The following is a 22,843-nucleotide window of genomic DNA, read 5'->3' as shown; positions in this document are numbered from 1 at the left end:
GAGCATCATCCTCGTGCTCCGGCCACCCGGGGAAGGCGCGAGCTGGCCCCTGCCACCCTCCGCCGGACCCCGACATCACTCAATCAAGTTCAGTAGCAGTGGGGGATGAGGGCGTTGGCTGGCAGGTCAGACAACCCGCACTTGGCGATGTGGATCGCCGCTTCCGGCCTGCCCCACGGCGAGATCGCCCGTCGAGTGGCGGGCAAGGCCACAGCACAAGGCCACAAGCAGATCGCCCCCGACGCGACACGAGTACGGCGCTGGGTCGACGGGGAAAGACCCCGGCCGCCGGTACCCGCCCTACTCGCGGAAGTCCTCTCCGAGAAGGTCGGTCAGCCGCTCACACCCGGTGATCTCGGACTGACGGGTACGGAAGTAGTGCTGGATAGCATCCAGCTCCCTCTCCTGACCGAGGCCGCTGCCCAGACCCTGGCCGGATGGACACAGATGGACCTGTTCGCGAACCGCCGTGACGCCCTCAAGCTCGCGCTCGGAGCCCCGCTGATCCTTGCTGCTGAACGGATGCTCGGCGGCGCCGCCCGCGCGCTCAGCCGCCGCGTGAAGGGCTTCGACACCGACACCGTCAAAGCACTGGAGGAGGTCACCCGCTTCTTCACCTCGGCGGATGCCTCAAAGGGCGGCGGGCTCTACCGCTCCGCCATCGTCGCCCAGCTCGCCGAGGTCGCCCGCCGCATCCAGGACGGCGTCCCTCCTTCACTGAAGAGCCAAGTCTTCACGGCGACTGCCGACCTCGCCGCCCTCGCGGGATGGGTCAGCCACGACTGCGGCCGGTACCCGCAGGCCCAGCGCTACTGGAGCTACGGCGTGTACGCGGCCGCCGAAGCCGGCAACCCGGACCGCGGCGTAGAGATCGTCACCCGCATGTCCCACCAGATGATCTACCTCGGCCACCCCAAGGATGCGCTCGGCCTCCTCGACGTCGCCGCGCGGAAGGCCACGATGCCCGCGACGAGAGCGCTGGTCGCATCTCCGACCGGCAGGGTGCACGCCGCACTCGGCGATGCCCGCCATGCTGACCAGTGCCTCGCGCAAGCAGACGTGCTGCTGGCCACCGGACTGAACAACCTGCCCGAGTGGGTGGCGTATTTCGACGCAGCCGAGCACGCCGGCGCTCGCGCCGTCTCCGCCCGTGACGTATCCAGACTCGACGGTGAACAGCGCCGGGCCAGCATCCACTTCGAAAACGCGCTGCGCCTGCGCAAGCCCGGCTTCGACCGCGTGAGGGTCATGGACCAGATAGGCCTGGCGGCGGCCCTGTTCGAGGAAGGCGAACCCGAGAAGGCCGTCGCTGCCGCCCACCAGGGATTCGACGAAGCCGTCCGCGTCGACTCCACGCTGGTCGTCTCCCGGCTCAACACCCTGCTGGACGCGGCCCGCCGATACGACTCCACAGCCGTGGAAGAGATCCGCAGCCGGGCGCAAGACCTGACCACAGCCCGCCCATCTACGGTCGCTGCCTGACCCTCGTGCCGCGAAACGATCAGCGGCTGAAGTGTCAGGCCCCATTGAGCGGCCACTGGCCGAGCGTCTCCGTCGGCGTACCGAACGAGCGCCGGGCGCCACGGCACCCTAGCGTGGACCCTGCCCCGCTCTTGACAGGACGGCTGGGCGTCTGGCGGCCCCCACGAAGCGCCCTGGAAGGGGGCCGCCCTCTTTCGCCGGCAAGAGGACTGGGCCGTAGGAACGTCGAGTCGTGAAGGCTGCCACGACGGTCCTCATCCCCTCACTGCGAAGCCCTGCCCCGGGCGTGCGCGGCCCCTGGATCCTTCGTAGGCTGCTGTTCTCGGGGCAGTCACGGAGGTCACGCATGCCCCGAACCATCTGGAACGGTGCGATCAGCTTCGGCCTGGTCACGGTTCCCATCCACGTGCTGGGCGCCACGGAGAACCACAGCATCCAGTTCCACCAGTACCACCTGCAGGACATGGGACGGGTGCGGGTGCGCAAGGTGTGCGAGCTGGAGGACCGCGAGGTCACCCAGTCGGAGATCGGCAAAGGCTACGAGTACGCACGCGACCAGGTTGTCGCCATCACCGACGAAGATCTGAGCAGCCTTCCGCTGCCCACGGCCAAGGCGATCGAGATCTCGGGTTTCCTGCCCCTGGAGTCGATCGACCCGATCCGTATTGGCGAGGGCTACTACCTCGCTCCCGACGGGCAGGTGGCCGCGAAACCGTACAAGCTGCTGGTCAAGGCGCTGGGCCGGTCGTCGAAGGTGGCGGTCGCGCGTTATGCCTGGTCGGGCCGCGAGCGTCTCGGCCTGGTACGTGTGCGCGGCGAGGTCCTGGTCCTGCATGCCATGCGCTGGCCCGACGAAATCCGCTCACCGCAGGAGCTGCTGCCGCCGCCCGTCGAGGTCACCGATGAGGAGATCGAGGGCGCGCTCGCGCTGATGGAGTCGATGAGCCGGGACGATCTTGAAGGCGAGGAGTTCCGCGATACCTACACGGACGCCCTCGCCGAGATCATCGAGGCGAAGCGCGAGGACAAGCCTCTGCCGGACGCGCCGGAGCCCGAGGCACCGGGGCAGGTCCTCGACCTCATGGCAGCACTGGCCGAGTCGGTGTCCAAGGCCAAGGCATCCCGCGGCGAGGACGCGGACGTGCATGAGCTGCCGAGGAAGAAGACCGCGGCGAAAAAACAGGCGAGCGCGAAAGCGGTCACGAAGAAGCAGCCGGCCAAGAAGGCAGCATCCAAGAAGACGGCCGCACGCCGGCCACGCAGCGCATGAGCGAACGCACGGCACCGAGCCTGGAGTCGGCCGGTGCCGTGCGCAGCCACGTCACGGGTACGAGGTGTCGTGGACGCCGACCGGTGCACTCATGGCCTCTTGCAGGGATTCCAGGAGCGAACGCAGGTCACGGCCCTCCGGCTCGGCCAGGAACGCGGTCACGGCGGCATACACGTCCACGGTGGCCTCGCCGTCGTACCCTGCCGATGACGAAGCGCCCCAGAGTCGGCGAGTCGGCCTTCTCATCAACCAACCCACGTGCCGCCGACGTCACTGAACAGGTACTCGGCGCATGACCACGGCCTTCGTACTGTTCCTCTGCCTCTGTGACGGAGCAAAGGATCAGACGGAGGCCGTCCTCACGTCCGCTGAACTGCGAAAACACCGGACAAGTTCGAGCCGCGTTCGACACCGGACCTTAAATGACAAGCTAAATCGATGAGTGACACTCCGCCCAAACCGCCGTTACAGTGAACTGAATCCTTGCGTAACGCTGGAGGTCCCATGGTATATGTTGCGTCTTTTGATTCAGTGGCCTTGGATGCTTCTGGTGCACCGCCGGTACTCGACGTGTGGTTTTCCCAAGGCCTGCAGCCGCTGTTCAAGGGGGCTCCCGTGGGACAGGAGGTGCTGGTGACCTTCACGTCCAATCCTGACGTAAATGCCGTGTCTAGTTACATCCTCGTTGATGACTGGGATGACAATAGGCTTCACCCGGTCGCCTGCCCTTACAATCCGGGCACCTTTCGGACCCCCGGAAGGGCATGGGAAAGGATACGTCGCCTCGGGGTCGTTTATGCCTTCGTGAGTTCGGGTCCGCCCATTAGTGGCCTGTCGGATACAGGCGCATTCTTGGTGCACAATGAATACTGGATGACGGGCAAGAGGTCCGATCACCTGGTTCGCCATTCGCCACCGATCTCTAACCCCGGGATGGCGCGCATATGGGGTGTGAGTCGGAGTGGCGGCAGTCGGCTATTGGAAGACCTACGGCTGGACGGGAGCGCCAGCAAGGATCCCGATGGCGGGCAACTCACTTACTCATGGGCACTGGAGAGCTTTCCGCCCGGGGCAGCTAAACTTCCATGGCAGAAGTTGATCGGAGCCACCCCTGTCGCTTTACCGGCCGGGACCGAGGTGCCGGACGCGGCTTTAGGGCCCTATGTATTTCGCCTCACCGTCACCGATGCTTTCGGCTCCGCCAGCGCAGCGGTCACCCACAGCATCGTGCGGGTCAACTCCGGCCCACGAGCAGATGCCGGGCCACCCGAGCAGACCTTCCGACTGCTCAATGGCATGCGCCCCAAGCGGGACATCATCGTTGATGCCAGCGGCTCCAGCGATCCTGACGGGGATCCGTTGACCTACACCTGGCAGACGGTGAGGCTCGATCGGCCCGGGCCGTTCCTCCTGCCATCCCCGCGTACCCAGCCCACCCCCGATCTCCTCCTTGCCCCCGCGGGCCAGAAACTCCCGTTCGACGTCGCCAAGCGGTTCCGCATGGACGTCGAGGTCAAGGACACCCACGGTGCCACCGCGGCCGACAGTACCGTCGTCAATCTCGAAATGGTCAGGCCGACCATCACGTTGGGTGCCGGAGTGCCCCCTGCGATCGCGTTCGATGACCTCGTCGCCAACGGGCTCCGGTTGCCCGTCACCATGAGCCGGCCCGAGGATCCGGACCTCGTCGTGCCCGACAGCTGGGAGCTGTTCATTCATGACCGCAACAGCGAGGCCGACCCCGTACTGCTGCGCTCCGTCGACGACGCCGAGCTCGCCGGCGGTGTGCTCTGGAACGGGGCGACCGGTCCAGGAGTCCCCGCCCGCCCAGGACAGTTCCTCGTTCAGCTGCGCGGCTACACCGAGGGAAGCTGGTTTGTCAGCTCCGAGCCCTACTACGTGGATGTGGTGAAGGTAGAGGTCACCGTCGAGGGCAAGACGCAGGCATCGGCCGTCATCTATCAAGATCCCCCCAAAGGGAAGCCTCCGGTCCTGGGCAATGTTCCCCGGCCTGGGCCAATCCATGGCGGAAGCTACGGCGGAGGGGGCTTGGGCCCAGGTATCAGCCCCGGCCACATGGGCCCCATCGGAGGCCCGGTAGGAGGCCAGATCGGCAGCGGACTGGTCAAGGAAGCGGGGCGTAAGGCCTTCGCCATCCAGGATGACCACGACAGGCCGAAGATGCCGGCCTTCACCGTCGCCGTTAGCGTCCTGGGTCCGCGGGAGAGTGCCATCAGGAAGCTCGCCGTCGACGCACGTGTCCAGCTGAGCTGGGACCTGAACGGCCAGCCGCAGGCCGGGCAGATCCCGGAAAGTGGTTGGCACACGCTGGCTCCCGGGGAGTCCCAGTGGGCGGTCACCTCCGATGTCTGTGTCGGCGGCGAAGTGACCGCGCAGGCCCGGGTGACGTACATGGGTGTCACCGTCCAGGGACAGAGCACGGGTGCGCCACCGATACTCGGCCGCAACCCGAGCGGGAATGCCATACGCGCCGCCGTCGGCGGGCCCGGATATGCCGAAGTCGCCTACGCCGCTTCGCGCTTTCGCCAGTTCGGCACCGACGGACCCTCCATAGGCGAGGTCGTCCTGTCCATCCCCTACAACAAGGACGGCGGCGCAGGCCTCACCGGTCTGACCACGCCGACCGCCGAGCAGCAGTGGAACTGGCGCGCCAACGCAGACGAGTTCCGTCGCCGGGCCCGCATCGCGCAGGCGGCCGCACTCAGTGATGAGGCTGCTGTCATGGCCGCCCACAACACGGCGCTCCCGCTGTCCGCCGACGAGTTGAACCTCGAAGTGTGGACCCGGTTGAAAGAACCGGCTGCCCGTTACCACGCCTTTGAACCGGCTTCGCAGTACTGGTCTCGCATCCAGGGCCAGGACGCGGCGGCGTCGGCACGCGAACGGGCGGATCGGCTGGCTTTTCTCTCCGCGGCTGTGAAGGCGGGCATGCCGCCCCAAGATTGGACGGACATTCCCACCAGCGGGCCGGGAGCGAAGCTGTCGGAGTCGCCAGAGGGAGTGATCCGCAGCCTTCTGAGCAGCGGCGGATCGTTGGATGCGGCGGTCGCTGCCGCCAACACGGCACTCCAGCAAATGCCTTGGTGGGAACTGCACACAACCCTGGATGCCCTGGCCGGCCCAGGCACGGGGCCTGCCGTCGCTGGAATCCTTGACCTCCTCGCCTCGGGCACGCCCAACCCTTCGCTCTATCCGCGGGCTGTCGCAGCAGTAGAGGCGGCCCGACTGCGACGTGGCACCCGGATCATCACCGAGGCCGACCTTCCGCGATTGCAGCGATACCTGGAAGCATTGCACCGATTGCCGCCCACGGAGCAGCAGTTGGCCTTGCAGTCCATCGGGCTCTCTGCCCTGACCGCCGAGGGCATCGTCGCGGCCATCAACGCAGAGGAAGCAAGCGCCACCGGGGGAAGCGCCGTCGTCTCCATTCGATTCGGCTCGACGCTGCCGCCACCTGGGAAATGGGATCCGCCAGGGAAGATGCCGGTGCCGTACTACATCGGTTGGGTAGTTCACCTCGCCATCGGCGAGTACTACAGGGCAGTCCACCAACCGCATGGGTATGTCGCCACGAACACAGACACTCTCTCCAAGATCATGACCGAGATCGTCAAGATCTATAAAGACGCGGACATTGGTGCGGTCCTCGATGCGACAGCAGCCATTCTGAAACCAGACATCTTGGAGGTGTCGCCCGCACATTTCCCTGAGATCCATGCCTACGAAATCAAGCCCGAAGGATCGGAAGTAGCTGCGAGCACTCAGGTGATGAAGTATTTGGCTTCCCTTATCTCAGCAAATATCCCAGCCGCTGAAGGGCCCAAAGGTCTGGTGGGTACCTACGGGTGGGTTCCTGCGCCGGGAGGTTGGGCTGGCTTCAATTCCCCCATGGATGGCGTCATCGCCTATAAGTACTTCAGGCGGCCAGAGCAGGACGTACGCAAGCAAAATAAAGCGGAAGGCCGAGAAGAAAATAAGGGCCTGGAGTGGAAGAAGATCACCGAAGTGGCCGCTTGGAATCCGGCGCTCGTCTATGAGCTCTTCATGCTCCTTACCGGGCTCATAGCTCTCGGATTCATCATCGCCTTAGCGTCTGCGCCGGAATGGGCGCCTATTTGACACTGCCCAGGGGGAACTACAGAGCCGACATTGCCGATCTCGGCTGCAGCCTCTTCGCGCTCCACGACGTATCCGTAGTGCTGACACGTCATCGACCGTAACGATTGCCGGTCAGGGGGCATCTAGCCAGACTTCACCACGCCCACGGCAATCACCTTGCCGGGCGTGCCCTCCGTTTCTGTGGGTCCGCACCGAGGGCTGTGGGATGCCGAGAAGCCCTCGTCACTTGTGAGTCCTCCGTGCGGGGGGTGTGTCAATTTAACGGCTGATCTTGTTTGTTGAGTGGTCAGTTGTTGCTCGGGGTCAGGCGGCCCTCGAAGGCGATCTGGAAGGCGTTCAGGGGTGCCTTCCAGCGCATGGTCCACCGCTTGCGGCCCTTCCCCGTGGGGTCCAGGCTCATCAGCGCCATGTAGACGCACTTGAGGGCGGCGGCCTCGTTGGGGAAGTGTCCGCGGGCGCGGACGGCCTTGCGTATCCGCGCGTTCACGGACTCGATCGCGTTGGTCGAGCAGATGACCTTGCGGATCTCGACGTCGAAGGAGAGGAAGGGCACGAACTCGGCCCAGGCGTCCGACCACAGTTTCACGATCGCCGGGTACTTCTTGCCCCATGTCTCCTGGAACTCCAGGAACCGCTCCGTGGCCGCGTCCTCGCTGGGGGCGGTGTAGACGGGCTTGAGGGCCTTGGCGATCTTGTCCCAGTCCTGGCGGGCCGCGTAGCGGAAGCTGTTGCGCAGGAGGTGGACCACGCAGGTCTGGACGATGGTGCGGGGCCAGACGGTTTCGACCGCCTCGGGCAGGCCCTTGAGCCCGTCGCAGACGAGCATGAGGACGTCCTCGCAGCCGCGGTTCTTCAGCTCGGTGAACACGTGCAGCCAGTACTTGGCGCCCTCGCCGCCGTCGCCGGCCCAGATGCCGAGGATGTCGCGGGTGCCGTCCACGGTCACCGCCATCACCACGTAGATCGGGCGGTTCGCGACCTGTCCGTCCCTGATCTTGACGTTGATGGCGTCCACGAACAGGACCGGGTAGACGCGGTCGAGGGGCCGGTTCTGCCATTCGGCCATGCCGTCCATCACCTTGTCGGTGATGGTGGAGATGGTCTGCTTGGACACCTCGGCGCCATAGACCTCAGCGAGATGGGCCGAGATCTCGCCGTGCGTGAGGCCCTTCGCGGACAGCGACAGCACCATCTCGTCGACGCCGGTCAAGCGGCGCTGCCGCTTCTTGACGATCTGCGGCTCGAAGCTGCCGGCGGTGTCGCGGGGCACCTTGACCTCCACCGGGCCGACGTCGGTCAGCACGGTCTTCGCCCGGGTGCCGTTGCGGCTGTTGCCGTTGTTCTTCCCGGCCGGATCGTGCTTTTCGTAGCCGAGGTGATCGGTGATCTCGCCCTCCAGGGCGGACTCCAGCACCCGCTTGGTCAGCATCTGCAGCAGCCCGCCCTCGCCGGTCAGCCGCAACCCCTCGCTGCGGGCCCGGTCGACCAGCATCGCGATCAACTGCTCGTCCGTCGCCGTACTCGACGGCGCCTGGACCGGCTGCTCAGCGGGCTCAGGCTCAACGACGGTGTCGGTCATCTCTGGCGTCTCCTTGATCATCAGATCCGCCGTTGATTAGACACTCCCTAACGCTTCCTACCGTCTGCGTTACATGCCTGACAGGCGAGCCACTGCTCCCGCGCGGCCGTGCTCTCAGCGGCTCGTACGCCGTGGCGTAGTGGCGAACCTCCGGTTCCTTGATCGTGTCGTCGGCCGTATGCGTGTGGGGGTGGCGTCGCGGGGTAGAACGGCTGTTGGTTCGTGTGGTTGCGCGAGCCGGAGCATGCCCGGTTGTAGGGCTGTTCCTGGGCATGAATGAAGGATCAACTGGTATGGCCAGCGGCACCGTGAAGTGGTTCAACGCCGAAAAGGGTTTCGGCCTCATCGAGCAGGACGGCGGGGGCCCGGACGTCTTCGCGCACTACTCCGAGATCAAGGGCAGTGGGTACCGCGAGCTGACCGAGGGGGAGCACGTCACGTTCGACATCGGCCAGGGCCAGAAGGGTCCGCAGGCGCAGAACATCGTCCGCGGCTGAGCGGGCAGGGGAGAGCGTAGAACGAGGCGGCTGCCCCGTCCGGCAGCCGCCTCGCTCATGCAGTCGGCCCGTACGGCGGTGTGCGTTGGCCCGGGCGGCGCGCAGCAGCTGCTCGCTGACGCGGCAGGCCGGCCGCCGACGCGGCCGCGGGCCCCGGGCTGCGGCCAGGCCCTCGTTGGTGCCCTGCACGATCAGCTCCGGAGAGGGCTCCCTTGGTCTTGCCCTGGGAGCCCGACTCGGTGAGTTTAAAAAAGGTCCCGTCGGCTGTGACACTGACGGTGGTGGAGGCTGGCGTCGCCGGTCCTGTGGGGAGGAAACTGAGCTAAGGCCGAAAGCGCCAGAGAGGTATGGCGTGGTGATCAGCTTGAGCCGGTTGAGATCACCCCGTCTGCGTCCGTATGAGTCGGCGGATGAGGCGGCGGTGCTTGAGTTGCTTGCGGCAGATCGGCTGCCTGGGCAGCCGATCTGCACCGCTTCGATGCTCGCTGAGGCGCTGGCCGGCCGCTCAGTAGCTGATCCGGCTGCGTGGGCGGCGCTGGATGGGCTCGTCACTACTGTGCTGTGCACGCCCGATGGCGGCATTGGTGGCATCGTCTGCTGTGCCGGGCGCCCCTGCGACGACGCATCGTTGCTCTTGTGGCTGCACTGCCGTGACAGCTCCGAGGCGGCCGCGACTTTGATCGCTCGGACTCTGGAATGGAGCGGCGCCCGCCTCGTGTATGGCTTCCCACTGGCCTCCGCCCTCACCAGGGGCCTGGTAGGTCTGCCGGAGCGCCGTAGCCGGGCTACGCACGAAGCCCTCCTGGCTGTGGGCTTCACCGGTCTGGGGCGGAGCTGGTATCTGCGTGCTGAGCTTCCCGTCGCAGGCTTGCCCCACCTCGGGCACGTGGAGCTGAAGGACACTGTCGCGCCGCCCGGCAGGCGTCTTGAGGTCCGCCGCTGTGGGCGGGTGCTGGCCCAGGCCATCGTGGAGCGTCCTGTCGGCGGGGTCGGCGTGATCCACAGCCTCGCGGTCGCCCCGGATACCTGCGGCCAGGACTTGACCCTGGGTCTGCTGGGCAACGCTATGGACGTGCTCCTCGGGTTCGGTGCTCGCGAGACGATCGTCTACCTGGATGAGTCTCATGATGACCCGGAGTGGGATCCCACCGCTGCCCTGCGCACCTATCTGTTCGCTGACTTCATCGAGGTCGACCGGCTGCTCACTTTCACCAGGCCGCCGACGCCGTCTGGGATGCGGGGTTAGTAGCTGTATCTTCCTGGCCCTGGGGATCTTCGCCTACAACCTCCAGCGGATGACCGTCCTCAGCCAGTGAGGGACATCCCGCCGACAGGCCAGCAGCACAGCCCCGCAGTCGACCCCGTCACCAGCCCAAACACTTTTTCAGGGGCAAGTAGCTAGCGGGTAGGTGAACGCGGTGACGTCGCAGCTCAGGTCCGCGGGGGAAGCCGCGCGAACTGCCCCCAGCGGCGCACGGAGACTCTCTCGGCCCTCGGCAGACCGTGGGCCTGCCAGCGGATCCGCGACACTCTGCCGCCCGCGCCCGACTCCCGCACCGTGGCGCCCGCCCCGCGCCTGGCGGGCGACGGCGTGCCGCCCGAACTGCCGGGTCGAACTGCTCCACACTCAAAGTCGGCGGTCGGGAGCGGGTGGTCTGTTCCTGGCTGCGGGCCCCAGGGCAGTGCCTCTTGCTCTGTTTCGACCAGTGCTTCACCATCTGTGACCAGGCAGATACGGCGATCCTGGGGGTGGGGCGATGTCGTCGGGTACAAGCGGGGGCTACTGGGCGGACAAGGCACTGCCCAGCGTGTTCAAGCACGACCTCCTCAAGCGGTACCTACCGCAGTTCGGCGGGATGACAGGCACGCATTCCCACGGCAAGCGTGTCGTCTACCTCGACGGGTACGCCGGTGAGGGCCGCTACGAGAACGGCGATCCGGCTTCCGCGGAGATCGCGCTGAAGGTCGCTTCGTCCCTGCGCGAGAAGCCCGGACTCACGCTGGAGTGCTTCTTCTCCGAGCCTCAGGCGAAGTCGTACGACCGGTTACAAGACGTCGTCCAGCACTACGCGGCCCGTGGTGTGCGAGCGCACGCCCACCGCGGTGAGATCGACGGAGTCTTGGACCAGGTCGTCCAGCGAGCCGGTCGCGAGCCGCTTTTTCTCTTTCTGGACCCGTGCGGGCTCGTTCTGCCGCAGGACCGCCTCGTCGATGTCCTCGCGCGTAAGCGTCCGCAGAAGTGGCCGCCGACTGAGCTGCTGATGAACTTCAGCATGATGGCCGTGTGGCGCCTGGGCGGCCACGTCCGCTCTCCGAAAGGCAACGAGAAGTCGCTGCAGCGGTTCGATGACGTGTGCGGTGGGACCTGGTGGCGTGCGTACTTCGCCGACGCGGTCGCCTCCCGTCACCAAGACGGCGCCGCCGAGGACGCAATCGAGGAGACCGCGGCCGAGTACGCCCGCCGTTTGGAACGGCGTACCGGGATGCTGGTGCAGTCGGTGCCGGTATCGCACTCGCCCCGCAAACGAGCGGTGTACCGACTGGTGTTCGCCACCCGCAGCCCGTACGGCCTGTGGGTGTTCGGCGACACCGTCGCCCGGGCCCGGGCCACGTGGTGGGAGACGCTGGAAGAGCGCGAAGAGGACGATGCCCTGTTCTCCGTGGCCTCGGTGACGCGCCCGGATCCAAAGGAGACCGAGGCCAAGGCGGTGCCGGAGATCGCCGAGAACCTGGCGAAGCTGCTGGCGCGCACCCGGCGGCCGGTCAAGCTCGTCGACCACACGCTGGAGGTCTTCGGGTCCTTCTACGGGCAGATCACCGAGCCGGTGGTGCGCAAAGCGGTACAGCTTCTGCACGAACAGGGCGGGACGCCCAGCAACGGCGTGGGCGTGAAGAAGACCCGAGAGATCACCCTGTACCCCGGCAACCGCGCGGCCTGATGCTGTGGCCGGGCCGCACCATGTCCGGCTGCAGCGAACAGACCGCTCAGGCTGCGACCGGCAGCGGCATCTGGTCCCAGGTTCGGCCCTGCAGGAGCCGGCCGCCGGCCTTCGGGGTGCGCCCGCCCCACTGCTTGAAGAAGAAGGCGACACCGGCGTCCTGGCAGGTGTCGCGGATCTGGGTGACCCAGGCTTCGTCCACAGCCCGGTGCCCGCGGCCGGACTCGCCTCCGGCGATCACCCAGTGAATGTCGTCCAGGCGCAGACCGGGCAGGGGCCCCAGCAGCGGCTCGCAGGACAGGAACCGCACGGTTGCGGGAACGTCACGCAGATCGTCGACGCGCACCAGCTCCTTCTCCGTCTCCACCGACACGCCCATCCAGACGTTGTCCGGCCAGTCGAGCTTCGGCGCGAGTTGCCGCAGGCGCCGGGCACGCTTGGTGAGGACCTGGTAGGTGTGCTGCGGGGTGTCGGCCATGACCTGGAAGACCTGGCGCACGAAATCGAGCGGTACCCGGGCGTGGAACAGGTCGGACATCGAGTTCACGAACACCGTCCGCGGACTCTTCCACCCGTAGGGAACCTCCAGAGCATCCGGATGAAGCGTGACACCGAAGCCGGGACCGGACGTGCGGGAATCACCGTCGTTCTGGTACTTCGCCGCCCCCATCGCCTTCAGCCGCTTCGCCAAGGTCAGGGCATAGCAGTTGTCGCAGCCGGGGGACACACGGTCGCACCCCGTCGTCGGATTCCAGGTCGCCTCGGTCCACTCGATCGCACTACGGTCGCTCACCGGTCTCCTCCTGTCCTCGCGTGCGCGGCCGCGCCTGGGGCTGCCTCGGTGTGCTGCCTAACGATGCCCTCTGAACCGGGACACCCAGGCACGCACAGCAGCATCCGCGCGCACTCGGTCGAATCTCGTGACACCACGTCTCGAACCTCCGTTCAGGAACCTAACGCTTGCGATCGAGCACAGGTTGGGCGAAGGGCCTTTTCTCACCGGCGGTTCAGCGCGCCGTCGCGGCCTGCGCCGAGGCCGTAGCCTGCTCGCTGACCGGCGAGGGACTGCAAGGGTCCGGGGAGCGCCGGAGCCGGTTTTGACGGTAGGGATCAGCGCTCTCCAGAGGGGTCGACGCACCCCGCGCACGGCGCCAGAATTCCGCATCGGCCCGTCAACGCCCGCACTACGATGCGCCGATGAACGAGCCGGCGCCGTCCGTACGGCGCACCCTGTACCAGCGCGGGCCGCTGCGCCGCTCACGCCGGCCGAGCAGTCCGAACCCGGAGACGAACCCGAGACGCCGGCCCCCGCACCGGACACGGCCGAACCGGCGACGACCACGTCCGCGGATTCGGAGGTCGAGCCGCTGCTGTCCGGCCTCGACGCGGAAGACCTGCGCGACCTCGGCGTTGCCGAACAGCTCATCGACCTCGCCCTCGCGGTCATCGAGAGCGACGAGCTTGACGCCCTCGTCTCCGGCGCCCCCCTCCTCACCAAGGACATCCTGTACGGTCTCGCCGCCGGGCTGTCCCTCGACGAGGTCCGCAAGGAGATCACCGCCCCGGTCGACGTCGCACTCGCCGAGTCCGAGCTGCAGGAGCTGGACGCGGCGCTTGCCCGCACCACCGTCACCACCATCGACGACGCCCTCAAGGACATCCTCGAGGAGGGCGACTTCCGCGCCTGGAAGGTCTTCCTCCATCCCGCCCAGGCCAAGCTCGTCGACCGTCGCTACAGCGGTCCCTTCCGCGTCTCCGGCGGCCCCGGCACCGGCAAGACCATCGTCGCCCTGCACCGCGTCAAACAGCTTGCCGAACAGCTGACCCCCGGCCACAACAAGCCGATCCTGCTTACCACCTTCACCAAGAACCTCACTACCGAACTGCGCGCACGCCTCGCCTCACTCCTCGAGCCCGAGCAGCTCGCCCGCGTCGACATCACGCACATCGACCAGCTCGCCGCCCGCGTCCTCAACGAGAACACCCTCTCCGGCGCCGGAAAGCAGCGCATCTATGACAGCGTGGCCCTGAACATCCTCCGCCAGATCCTTCTCGAGCTCGACGAGAAGCTGGGACGCCGAATTCCTCTACGAGGAATGGGAGCAGGTGATCCTCGGCCAGTCCCTCGGCACCCGCAAGGCCTACTTCGACGCCCGCCGCACAGGGCGTGGCCGCTCCGTCAGCCGCCCTGACCGCGCCCAGGTCTGGAAGCGCCGACAGCCCGCGTCCGGCTCCTCACGATGCTCGCCCGCTGCTGCGCCGCGTCCGCGCAGGCGGAGCGGTGGGCGGCCTGTCGGGGAGCCAGCCCGACCTACTATGCGACATCCCGCGGCTTCGTCCTGGCTTTCATCTCCCCTTGCCGTAGGTCAGCCCCGGCAGACGGGAGCGATGGATCCGCATAGATCATGATGGACCTCCGGGATTCTTGAAGGGCCATCATGATCCCTACACAGACGCACAGGCCGAGGACGGCGAGCTGCCTGGTCAGGCCCCATGCCGAGGAACCGAGGGGCACGGCGCACTCGCGGCATGTTGCACACTCAAACGGCACAGCTGCTCGCTCTCCGCCCTTCGGCTGGACGGAAACAACAGGGCACAGCAGCCTGGGGCCGTCAGTCGGTCACAGCTCGGTCAGAGGGACGTGGCAGCGTGTCCAGTGGACGCTCCAGTCGCCGTCGAGCGGGGTGTATCCGGCCTCCCGCACCCGTTCCGTCGCCTGTTCCAGGTGGCTCCGCAGTGCTTCGAGACTGCCGCTGCCCACCTCCTTGCTGCCAGCGTCCAGCTCCAGCTGGAGGTACATGACGTGGTCCTCTCCCCGGTGCTCCGCACTGAACTCGACGGTGTAATAGCCGTCGCTGCCCTGGCTGTAGATGGACACATAGTGCTGCGTGATCTCGCCCGGATCGAAGCCGTACTCTTCAAACACTTCAAGGGTCTCGTACGGCGGGTCCGTGACGTCGCACGAGCTGCACCACCACTGGATCTGCCATGGACCGTCCGGGGCCCATCCCTGCCTTTCCAGCCTTGCCTGGGCGAGTTCGGTGAGGGTGGTGAGCGTTTTGAACCAGTCTCCGTCGGTGTCCGGGGTGATGTCGCCGCCCAGGTGATGGGCCGACTCCTTCCCCGTTCCTTCGGCGAAGTCGTCCACGACCGTCAGAACGCAGCCGGTGTCCTCCTGGTACTCCACCTTCGCGTACCGCCGCTTGTCCTCCTCGTCTCCAAGGCGGTTGCCGGGCATGCCTGCGTCCGTCCGGGCATCGGTCCCGTTGGCCTCCTCGCCTCCCGCAGACATCGGGTCCGGCTCCTGCGGCCCGGCGGGTGCGCGCCGGTGAGGATTGAGGCAGACCGACTCCAACCGGGCCGTTCCGATACGGCTGCTGATCAGCGATCCGGGAACACATTCCTCCTGGTTGACAGCACGTGCCTGAAGGGGTCGGTCCTCGCTGCGGTAGAAGGCGATGTCGAATCCGCTGTCGAGCCACTCATCGAAGATCTCGTTAGTTCCTGGCAGGCCGGAGCTGCTCACCTCGGCCGTGCAGAACAGTGCCCGGGCGGTGTTGAGGCCGATGGTCACCAGGCCCGCGCGGCCCGGCTCCGCGACTGCGGACCTGGCGGGTTCGGGTGCCGGCTCAGGCTTCTGGGTCTGCCGCCCCGTCGGCACTTCGGGGATCGCGTCGGAAACGGGCACGGGCGGTCAACCTTCCGGAGTCGATGGACCCCGGTAGTGCACGTCCACACCCCGGTGATCTGCGACTTCCCAACGCACCGCGCGCTGGGCTGGGTCGTCACCCGGGGCATCCGCAGCGAGCGAGATGTCTCCAGCAAGCCGGGGCTTGACGCTGGAACTCGTGACCGGGCGCGAAGCTAACACCCGTCCGGGTTTTGCACAATGTGATCCACAACGCTGTGCCCCTTGACCGGTGGTGTGGCATAGTTCCGCCCGGTCACGACGCGATCGCGCCGAGGACCGGCTCCCACGGCCTTGTGGGAGCGAGCACCGATCTCCCTGCCGGTGGGTAAGGGGGTCCTTCGTCCACAGGAGGGCCTCATGCAGGTCACTGACGCTGCGACCACACCCCCGAACTGGGATCTCTACCGGCGGACGGTCGTCGATATCCGATTCCCGGACCGGACGGTACGGGTCGCACCGCGTCCGTGGGGCACGGCCGAGGGCCCTTTCCCCGAGCTCCCCGGACCTGCCGGAACCGCCGCCCCCCACGGCCGTCCCGCCCTCGCCGCGGACAACGCCCGCGCTCAGGCCCTGCTCCTTGACGAACTTGACCGGCGAGGGCTCGCGTGGTGGCCCGCAGCGGGAGGTGATGCGCACGGCACGCACATCGAGCAGAGCGTCGCCATCGCCGGCTTGAGCGACTCGGCGGCACGTGAACTGGGACGGTGCCTCCGCCAGGACGCGGTCTTCGCCTGGACCCCCGGTGCCTGGCATCTGCTGTCCTGCGACGGCGGCGTGACGGATGTCCAGGGATGGACGGCTTTCACCAACAGGGGCCGGAGCCTCGTCACTTGGCCGACCGCCTGACGGACCCGCGACCGGACGCCGAAACAACAGCACCAGGAACAGGAAAACGATGGGCATGTACCCCATGCGCACCCCAGACCGCTGCCCCCGATGCGCCAGGGTGCTCTCCGGACCGCCCGCCGAGCGGGTCAAGGCCGACGGTTTCCCCGCGGACGTGACCTACGAAACCGACCCCGTGTGCGGTGCGCGCTGGCATGTGTGGGACAAGACCTCCCCGCTTCGTCACTTGGCCCGCCCTCACGTGGACGGCACAAGCTGACGTCACGATGCTGGAGCCGTACGCCCACACCGACGTCGACGCGGTCGCCCACCGTGCCCCTGCCGCCCGCTGCCAGGACCAAACCATCTGCCCGGGCGTTCCGGCGGGTGCTCTGTCGTATGGAAGAACGGGTCTCAACGTTCCTGCTGGAAGGCCGGCCGCATCGAATGATCGGACAAACTGTGAGTACTGCTGGCTTCGGAGGGGGGATCCAGCCCGCTCGCTCCGGCGATCCCTCCCGGATCCGAACGCGGCTGCGGGCTCGGCTTCATCCACGCCCATCCCCAAGGTCGGGGATGGCAGCGACTGAATGCTGTTGATCATGAGGCTGAGGCGTCTTTCGCCGCGCAGACCCAGGTGATCACCGGGCGCCCCCTGGTCGGTCTGACCTTCGCGGCCACGGATGCCGGATTCGGCGCCCGCGTATGGCAGCAACAAGCCCCCCGCCGCTACGCCCCCACCGAGGCGGAGAGCGTCCGTGTGGTCGGCGGCCGCCTGACGGTCACCTTCAACAACCGCCTCCTCCCCGCGCCACCGGCCACGAACCGGCAACTGCGCACCGTCTCCGCCCGGGGACAGACAACCCAGGACGACCTGGCTCGCCCGCACGTGGGGGTCGTCGGATGCGGCTCGGTCGGCATGCTCGTCGTCGAAGCCCTGGCCCGCACTGGCATCCAGAATCTGAGCCTGTTCGACTTCGACACCGTCGAAGAGGTCAACCTCGACCGGCTCCTTAACGTCACCATCCGCGACGTTCACCTGCACCGGGCCAAGGCCCGCCTCGCTGCCAGTAGTGCCCGCCGCGCGGCGACCGCTGCCACCTTCCGGGCGGCGCCGTACGAGCTGAGCGTGGTCGAGCCGGCCGGGTTCGCCGCCGTGGCCGACTGCGACGTGATCTTCTCCTGTGTCGACCGGCCTTGGCCCCGCGCCGTGCTCAACCTCCTCGCCTACGCCCACCTCATCCCCGTCGTCGACGGCGGCATCGCGGTCGACGCCCGCGGCGGACGCCTGCGCGGCGCCGAATGGCGCGCCCACATCGCCGCCCCTGGCCGCGCCTGCATGGAATGCCTGGGCCAGTACGACCCCGCCCACGTCCAAGCCGAACGTGACGGCGCTCTCGACGACCCGGCCTACATCACCGGCCCGCCCGCCGACCATCCGCTGCGCCGCAAGGAGAACGTCTTCGTCTTCTCCAACAGCGCTGCGGCCGCGCAGCTGAATCAGTTCGTCACTATGACGACCGCACCGGGCGGGATCGCCGACACCGGCGCCCACCTGTAGCACCTGACCACCACCCTCGACCACCGCGAGGACGGCTGCGAGACGGGCTGCCCCTACGACGGCATGCTGCGGACGCTTGGCGACGATGCTCCCGTCACCGTCACGGGACGGCACCCAGCTGCTGAACAGGCGCGCGCTGCACGTGCCCGCGCGGTACGCCGCTGGCCGCTCCGCGCCCGGCGGGCCGTCGACGACCTCCTGCACCGACTCCGAGGAAAGCACCCGGCCAGAAGCATCGGGAGGACCACGCCTATGCGCTTGGCCCGCCCCGCGGCCCTCGTCACTAGGGGCTTCAGCTCAGCGTCCGCATCGGCGATCTCCTGGCTGAGCGCCCGGTATCGGCGGCGAGACGCCGCAGAGCGGTCCTGACGGCGCAGGCCGGGTCCGCCAGATCGCCAGCGGGACGGGAGCGGGCCAGGTGGTCGACCAGCTCCACCGTGGGCATTCCCCGGAACTGCTCGCGCACCTCGGTAGGGGCGGTGATGATCAGGGTGCGGATCTGGTTGATGGCCTGGGTGCGGGCCTTGATGGCTGAGCTGCGGGCTACCCGCAGGGCGCGGATGGCCTCGGCGATGCCGTCGCGGGACTTCGGCGTCCCCTTTGCACGGCCCGAGAGGACGGCCATTGCTGCGGCGTAGGCGTCGACGGGATCGGACTTGCCATTGTCTCTTCGGGCCTTGCGGTCGGGCCGGTCGACCTCCATGACGGTGATGCCGTTCGCCGTCAGGAACCGAGCCAGCTCGGCTCCGTAGGCGCCGGTTCCCTCCACTCCGACAGCGAGGACCTCGCCGTGCGAGCGCAGCCAGTCCAGTAGCTGCTGGTAGCCGGCCGGGCTGGTGGGGAACGGCTGCGTGGCCAGGTGACGGCCGACCGTGTCGATGACTGCGGCCTGGTGGATGTCTGTGTGGGTGTCGATCCCGCCGATGACGGCTATCTCATCCGCTGCCATGCTGGTGTCTGCTGTCCTTCCGTACGGCACGTGAGGGGCGGCACGCGCGCCGGTCGGGCAGACGGACAAGACAGTGATGGGACCTTTGGCCGGGCTCCTATGAAGTCACGGATGCCCGATCGGCCGCGCGCAGCGGCACCGCTTGGTAGATCGACAATTCCAAGCAAGGCCAACCCAAGTGCCGGTCAGCTGCCGGGTCAGACCTCCAAGCGGTGCCGCGGGCTACATCATCACTGTCAGCTGCTGCAGCAGCCCACCCCGCCCAGTCAGCTGCAGCCCCTCCGACCGGGCCCGCTCCACCAGCATCGCGACCAACTGCTCGTCGGACACGGGCGCAGGCTGCCCAGGCTGGGCACTCTCGACAGGCTCCACGGTCTCCAACTCCACGGCGGTATCAATCACTTGACGTCTCTCCCATGATCGTCGGTTCCGCCGTTAGATTTACACTCCCGCCAGCGCGGTCCCGGGCGGTATGCGGGGTGCTGGCCTGTGGGATCGCCAGGGGTGGTCGCGGAACGGTCAAGTGAGGAGGTTCTCGCGTACGTTCCCCGTGCCGGCACGGATGATCCAGGATCCGTCTTCCTGACGATCGGAACGCCGCTTGAGACGGTAGATGTCGGTGGAAGCGGGCCATGTGGTGCCGTCCGACCACCTGACTCCGGTCAGCTTCGGGTCGTCCTCGCGTACATCCGCGTTGCTGAGGTCGTCCGTGGTGAAGTCGTCCATGAGACTCGCCAGGGATTCCTCGTCCACTGCCACTGCCACTGGCGCGCCGACGGCCTGCGTGTACTCGTCATTGATGATCTTCAGGCACCAGTATCGGGCGAGGGCCAGGTCGCAGTCGAGGGCGCGGTCGAGGGCGCGGTCGAGGTCGAGGGCGAGGGCGCGGGGGAAGTCGGGGTCGAGGTCGAGGGCGCGGGCGAGGTCGGGGTCCAGCGCGCGGACGAGGGTGCGGGCGAGGGCGCGGGCGTGGTCGAAGGCGCGGGCGTGGTCGAGGGCCAGGTCGGGGTCGAGGGCGCGGGCGTGGTCGAGGGCGCCGGCCTGGTCGAGAGCGCGGGCGAGGAGGCGGGCGCTGGCGCGGGCGTGGTCGCGGGCCAGGCCGGGGTCGCGGGCCAGGCCGGGGTCGCTGGTCAGGTCGGGGTCGCTGGCCAGGTCAAGGGTGAGGATGTGAAGGTCGGCGATGCCGCGGACGCGGTCGAGGGCGCGGGCCAGGTCGAGTTCGCGGTCGAGGTCGCGGAGGCCGTCGAGAGCGCGGAGGACGTCGAGGTCGTGGGGGATGGTGCTGGCCCAGTTTCCTACGATATGCAGCACGCGGCTCGCTGCCGCCACGCGGGGGTTGCTGCGCAGCTTCAGCCGCTGGGCCGGACTGGCCTGCCACCTGCTGCCGCCGGGGGCTGCGTTGGCGACAGGCGGGGCAACGGCAGGAGGGATGCTGGGGGGCGTCTGGAGGGTGGGAGGCCTGAGGATGTCGCGCAGGCCGGCTTCCACGCCCAGAGCGGTTTCAACCTGCACCGTGAACGCCTCATGACGGGACTGGAGCAGGATGTCGCGTAGGCCGGCTTCGACATCCAGCGCTGCTTCGATCTTCGCTGTGAACGCCTCATGGTGCGGCGTCAGCTCGCGGTCGATCGGGTCGGCGGGCCCAGGCTCGTCCCCGTGAGTGGTCACTGGCGTTCCCCCTTCCGCTTCCCGAGCACCCTCACCGCGGTGTGGCGCGCGCGGGCGAGGTTGCCTCGCACCTGAATCGCGGGCACGTCCAGGATCTGTGCGATCTCCGCCGGACTGAATCCATCGAACGTCAGAGCCAGCGCCTGCCGCTGGCGAGGAGGCAGCTCCCGCAGGATGGCCAACACCTCGTCGCGTTCCACTGATTCCCACATGGCCTGGTCGCCCACCAACAGCGCAGCAGCCGGTTCCGCCGGCTCCCCGAGGCCCTGCTCCCGGAGGGAGCTGAGCGCGTGGATCAGCGCCCGGCGGGCTGTCGTACGAGCCCACGCCTTGGGATGGCGTACCTCGCCCCACTTCTGGTGGAGCGTGCGCATCGTCTCCTGGGCGGCGTCCACCGCGTCCTCCCGACCGGCACCTACCAGGATGAGGAACCCGACCAGACGCGGGAAGTCGGCCCGGTAGAAGGCGGAGAACTCCGCATCGACGGCGGCGCGTTCCGCAGTCCGGTCCTCGACCCCGCCGACGGACAGGTCCACCGGCGGGTCAAAGTCCGTGGGCTCCCCCGAAGTCGTCACGCTGCCTCGTCCCCCTCACCTCCACGACGGCTCACGGTGAGCCGCACGTACCGCCCACGCCGCCGCTCGGTCAGGCACACCTGCCCACCTGGCCCCGCCGCCCGCGTCACCTCGGCCAGGTGCCTGCGAGCCGCCCGAGCGTGCAGCACCCGATAGCGGAAGTACGCGGCAAGCACGCCGGCAAGCGCCGGGCCCCCGACCCCCACCACAGTGACAGCATCCATCGCACCCCATCCTCTCGTCGTACGGCGGACGGATCGGCCGTCCTTGGATGAGAGGCCCGAGAGGCCGCCCGCGTGAACAAACGAAGCAAGATTCTTTTCGCGGACAATGCGTGCGAGGGGGAGCCACCGTCACTCTGCGCGCACCCAGCCCAGCGCAGCTGCAACTCGGTTGCAGCACACGGCAGGCACCCGGCAGACGAACACACTGCTGCTCGCACCGACTCGCTGTCGGCGGACTCGTGTGCCCGCACGTCCCTCAGCACCTCCGCGCGCCAGTCGGTCTCAGAGGTCGTTTTCTCCCGTTGTTTCATCCTGGAATCTGCTGTTTGGCCTGCGGTGTCGGGTCGCGCCAGGAGATGGTGTTCTCGCTGGTGAGGCGGCGGGCCATGAGGTCTGCCATAGCGATATGGACCATGGCTTCGGAGCGGGCGGGCCGGGTCTCGTAGTCGCCAGGCGGCGGTGGAGCATGAGCCATCCGTAGGTCCGCTCGACCACCCATCGCTTCGGGATCGGGGTGAACCCCCTGGTCCCGGGTTTGCGTTGAGTGATTTCCATGTCGATGCCGAGGTCGGCGGCGTGCTCAACGAGGTGCTGGCGGTAGCCGCCGTCGACCCACACCTTGCGGATGCGGGGGTGTTCGGCGGCGACCTGGTCCAGGAGCTGGCCGCCGGCGATGGAGTCCTGCACGCTCGCTGCGGTGACCAGCACGGTAAGGAGAAGGCCCATCGTGTCGGTGACGATGCTCCGCTTCCTGCCGACGATCTTCTTCCCGGCGTCGATGCCCTGGCTGGAGGCGAGCACGCTGGTGGAGGTTTTCACGCTCTGCGCGTCGATCACGCAGGCCGACGGTTCGGCCTCCCGTCCTTCCTTCTGCCGTAAGAGTTGCCTGAGCAGGCCATTGAGCTGGGCGAACACGCCTTCCTGCTGCCACCGGGCGAAGTAGCCGTAGACCGTGTTCCAGTGCGGGAAGTCGTGGGGAAGATAGCGCCACTGAACCCCGGTACGGTCCACGTACAAGATCGCGTCCATGATGTCGCGCAGGTCGTGTTCGGGCGGCCGGCCGACGTCCAGGGCCCGGCCGCGGCGCTCGAAACGCCAGGCTGCCAGGACCGGCTCGATCAACTGCCAGCGGGCATCGGACAGATCACTCGGATAGGGACGTCGCTTCGGCATGCTTCCGGCGTACTGCCGCGAACCGAGTGCGCCCAGTCGCACGCCAGCGGCGGTCGAAGCACACGACCTCGAAGACCGGGCATCCTGGGATGAGACAGGATTACGGCCTTTCCTATCCCATCCGCAACCTCCTGCGACTCGCCGGCATCGACGGTCTCCGAGACCTCGCCTGCACCGCCACCCACCACTCAAAGAATCGCTTGATAAGCGGTCATCACAGGTTAAAACGACCTCTAAGACGTCGCTTCTTATGGAGGCGTCTACAGCCCT

Annotated in this window: 16 protein-coding genes, 1 pseudogene and 1 riboswitch; of the genes and pseudogenes, 9 read left to right on the top strand and 8 right to left on the bottom strand. The window is 67.5% G+C overall.

The annotated features are described in order from the left end of the window. The first annotated feature begins 147 nt into the window (after positions 1–147). A complete protein-coding gene (locus ACFRAC_RS34145; RefSeq protein WP_382938183.1) occupies positions 148–1,482 on the top strand; it encodes a Tat pathway signal protein in 1,335 nt (444 codons plus the stop codon). 346 nt (positions 1,483–1,828) lie between these two features. After that, positions 1,829–2,752, top strand: coding sequence for a Ku protein (locus ACFRAC_RS34140; protein WP_382938172.1), 924 nt, complete (start codon positions 1,829–1,831; stop codon positions 2,750–2,752). 51 nt (positions 2,753–2,803) lie between these two features. On the opposite strand, the gene ACFRAC_RS34135 is transcribed toward ACFRAC_RS34140, so the two are convergent. Then, a complete protein-coding gene (locus tag ACFRAC_RS34135; protein WP_382938169.1) occupies positions 2,804–2,932 on the bottom strand; it encodes a hypothetical protein in 129 nt (42 codons plus the stop codon). A gap of 435 nt (positions 2,933–3,367) precedes the next feature. Between ACFRAC_RS34135 and ACFRAC_RS34130 the strand changes: the two genes are divergently transcribed. Next, positions 3,368–6,892: a hypothetical protein gene (locus ACFRAC_RS34130; protein ID WP_382938167.1), complete on the top strand. Its 3,525-nt coding sequence runs from the start codon at positions 3,368–3,370 to the stop codon at positions 6,890–6,892. 286 nt (positions 6,893–7,178) lie between these two features. On the opposite strand, the gene ACFRAC_RS34125 is transcribed toward ACFRAC_RS34130, so the two are convergent. Beyond that, on the bottom strand, positions 7,179–8,384 hold the full coding sequence (locus ACFRAC_RS34125) for an IS256 family transposase (protein ID WP_382938180.1): 1,206 nt from the start codon (positions 8,382–8,384) through the stop codon (positions 7,179–7,181). Between the two features lie 380 nt (positions 8,385–8,764). On the opposite strand from ACFRAC_RS34125, the gene ACFRAC_RS34120 reads away from it, so the two are divergent. The 3 genes from ACFRAC_RS34120 (at position 8,765) to tcmP (ending at position 11,907) form a co-directional block, all read left to right on the top strand. Then, positions 8,765–8,968, top strand: a complete 204-nt coding sequence (locus ACFRAC_RS34120; RefSeq protein WP_382938165.1) for a cold-shock protein — start codon at positions 8,765–8,767, stop codon at positions 8,966–8,968. Between the two features lie 352 nt (positions 8,969–9,320). After that, positions 9,321–10,214, top strand: a complete 894-nt coding sequence (locus ACFRAC_RS34115; protein ID WP_382938162.1) for a GNAT family N-acetyltransferase — start codon at positions 9,321–9,323, stop codon at positions 10,212–10,214. A gap of 511 nt (positions 10,215–10,725) precedes the next feature. Beyond that, a complete protein-coding gene (gene tcmP, locus ACFRAC_RS34110; RefSeq protein ID WP_382938160.1) occupies positions 10,726–11,907 on the top strand; it encodes a three-Cys-motif partner protein TcmP in 1,182 nt (393 codons plus the stop codon). A 46-nt stretch (positions 11,908–11,953) separates the two neighbouring features. On the opposite strand, the gene ACFRAC_RS34105 is transcribed toward tcmP, so the two are convergent. Then, on the bottom strand, positions 11,954–12,700 hold the full coding sequence (locus tag ACFRAC_RS34105; protein WP_382938158.1) for a DUF5131 family protein: 747 nt from the start codon (positions 12,698–12,700) through the stop codon (positions 11,954–11,956). Positions 12,701–13,004: 304 nt separating this feature from the next. On the opposite strand from ACFRAC_RS34105, the gene ACFRAC_RS34100 reads away from it, so the two are divergent. Then, the gene (locus tag ACFRAC_RS34100) at positions 13,005–14,099 is read left to right on the top strand and encodes a UvrD-helicase domain-containing protein (RefSeq protein WP_382938156.1); all 1,095 of its coding nucleotides are present in this window, start codon (positions 13,005–13,007) and stop codon (positions 14,097–14,099) included. Between the two features lie 428 nt (positions 14,100–14,527). Here the strand turns inward: ACFRAC_RS34100 and ACFRAC_RS34095 are convergent, their stop codons facing one another. Further along, complete coding sequence (locus ACFRAC_RS34095) at positions 14,528–15,595, bottom strand: hypothetical protein (protein WP_382938153.1); 1,068 nt, start codon at positions 15,593–15,595, stop codon at positions 14,528–14,530. A gap of 56 nt (positions 15,596–15,651) precedes the next feature. Beyond that, positions 15,652–15,761, bottom strand: a riboswitch (SAM riboswitch). Between the two features lie 194 nt (positions 15,762–15,955). Between ACFRAC_RS34095 and ACFRAC_RS34090 the strand changes: the two genes are divergently transcribed. After that, on the top strand, positions 15,956–16,444 hold the full coding sequence (locus ACFRAC_RS34090; RefSeq protein WP_382938150.1) for a DUF3293 domain-containing protein: 489 nt from the start codon (positions 15,956–15,958) through the stop codon (positions 16,442–16,444). A 616-nt stretch (positions 16,445–17,060) separates the two neighbouring features. Then, complete coding sequence (locus ACFRAC_RS34085) at positions 17,061–17,984, top strand: ThiF family adenylyltransferase (RefSeq protein WP_382938148.1); 924 nt, start codon at positions 17,061–17,063, stop codon at positions 17,982–17,984. 292 nt (positions 17,985–18,276) lie between these two features. Here the strand turns inward: ACFRAC_RS34085 and ACFRAC_RS34080 are convergent, their stop codons facing one another. The 4 genes and pseudogenes from ACFRAC_RS34080 to ACFRAC_RS34065 all read right to left on the bottom strand — a co-directional run bounded on the left by ACFRAC_RS34080 (position 18,277) and on the right by ACFRAC_RS34065 (position 22,573). After that, positions 18,277–18,933 carry a transposase gene (locus ACFRAC_RS34080; RefSeq protein WP_382938145.1) on the bottom strand — a complete coding sequence of 219 codons (657 nt, stop codon included), beginning with the start codon at positions 18,931–18,933 and terminating at the stop codon, positions 18,277–18,279. A 519-nt stretch (positions 18,934–19,452) separates the two neighbouring features. Further along, complete coding sequence (locus tag ACFRAC_RS34075) at positions 19,453–20,601, bottom strand: hypothetical protein (protein WP_382938142.1); 1,149 nt, start codon at positions 20,599–20,601, stop codon at positions 19,453–19,455. Continuing rightward, a complete protein-coding gene (locus ACFRAC_RS34070) occupies positions 20,598–21,137 on the bottom strand; it encodes an RNA polymerase sigma factor (protein ID WP_382938140.1) in 540 nt (179 codons plus the stop codon). Before ACFRAC_RS34070 ends, ACFRAC_RS34075 begins: the two co-directional genes overlap by 4 nt. A 570-nt stretch (positions 21,138–21,707) precedes the next feature. After that, positions 21,708–22,573, bottom strand: a pseudogene (locus ACFRAC_RS34065) (IS5 family transposase). Positions 22,574–22,843 lie beyond the last annotated feature (270 nt).

The organism is Streptomyces sp. NPDC056628, assembly GCF_042792555.1.
Lineage (GTDB): Bacteria > Actinomycetota > Actinomycetes > Streptomycetales > Streptomycetaceae > Streptomyces.
Note: the sequence above shows the minus strand (reverse complement) of the source record. Positions and strands in the feature narration are given on the sequence as shown.

Excerpts from the sequence above, each read along its gene's own strand:
- ACFRAC_RS34145 (WP_382938183.1), top strand. The coding sequence starts at position 148 with ATGTGGATCGCCGCTTCCGGCCTGCCCCACGGCGAGATCGCCCGTCGA.
- ACFRAC_RS34140 (WP_382938172.1), top strand. The coding sequence starts at position 1,829 with ATGCCCCGAACCATCTGGAACGGTGCGATCAGCTTCGGCCTGGTCACG.
- ACFRAC_RS34125 (WP_382938180.1), bottom strand. The coding sequence starts at position 8,384 with ATGCTGGTCGACCGGGCCCGCAGCGAGGGGTTGCGGCTGACCGGCGAG.
- ACFRAC_RS34120 (WP_382938165.1), top strand. The coding sequence starts at position 8,765 with ATGGCCAGCGGCACCGTGAAGTGGTTCAACGCCGAAAAGGGTTTCGGC.
- tcmP (WP_382938160.1), top strand. The coding sequence starts at position 10,726 with ATGTCGTCGGGTACAAGCGGGGGCTACTGGGCGGACAAGGCACTGCCC.
- ACFRAC_RS34090 (WP_382938150.1), top strand. The coding sequence starts at position 15,956 with ATGCAGGTCACTGACGCTGCGACCACACCCCCGAACTGGGATCTCTAC.
- ACFRAC_RS34080 (WP_382938145.1), bottom strand. The coding sequence starts at position 18,933 with ATGGCAGCGGATGAGATAGCCGTCATCGGCGGGATCGACACCCACACA.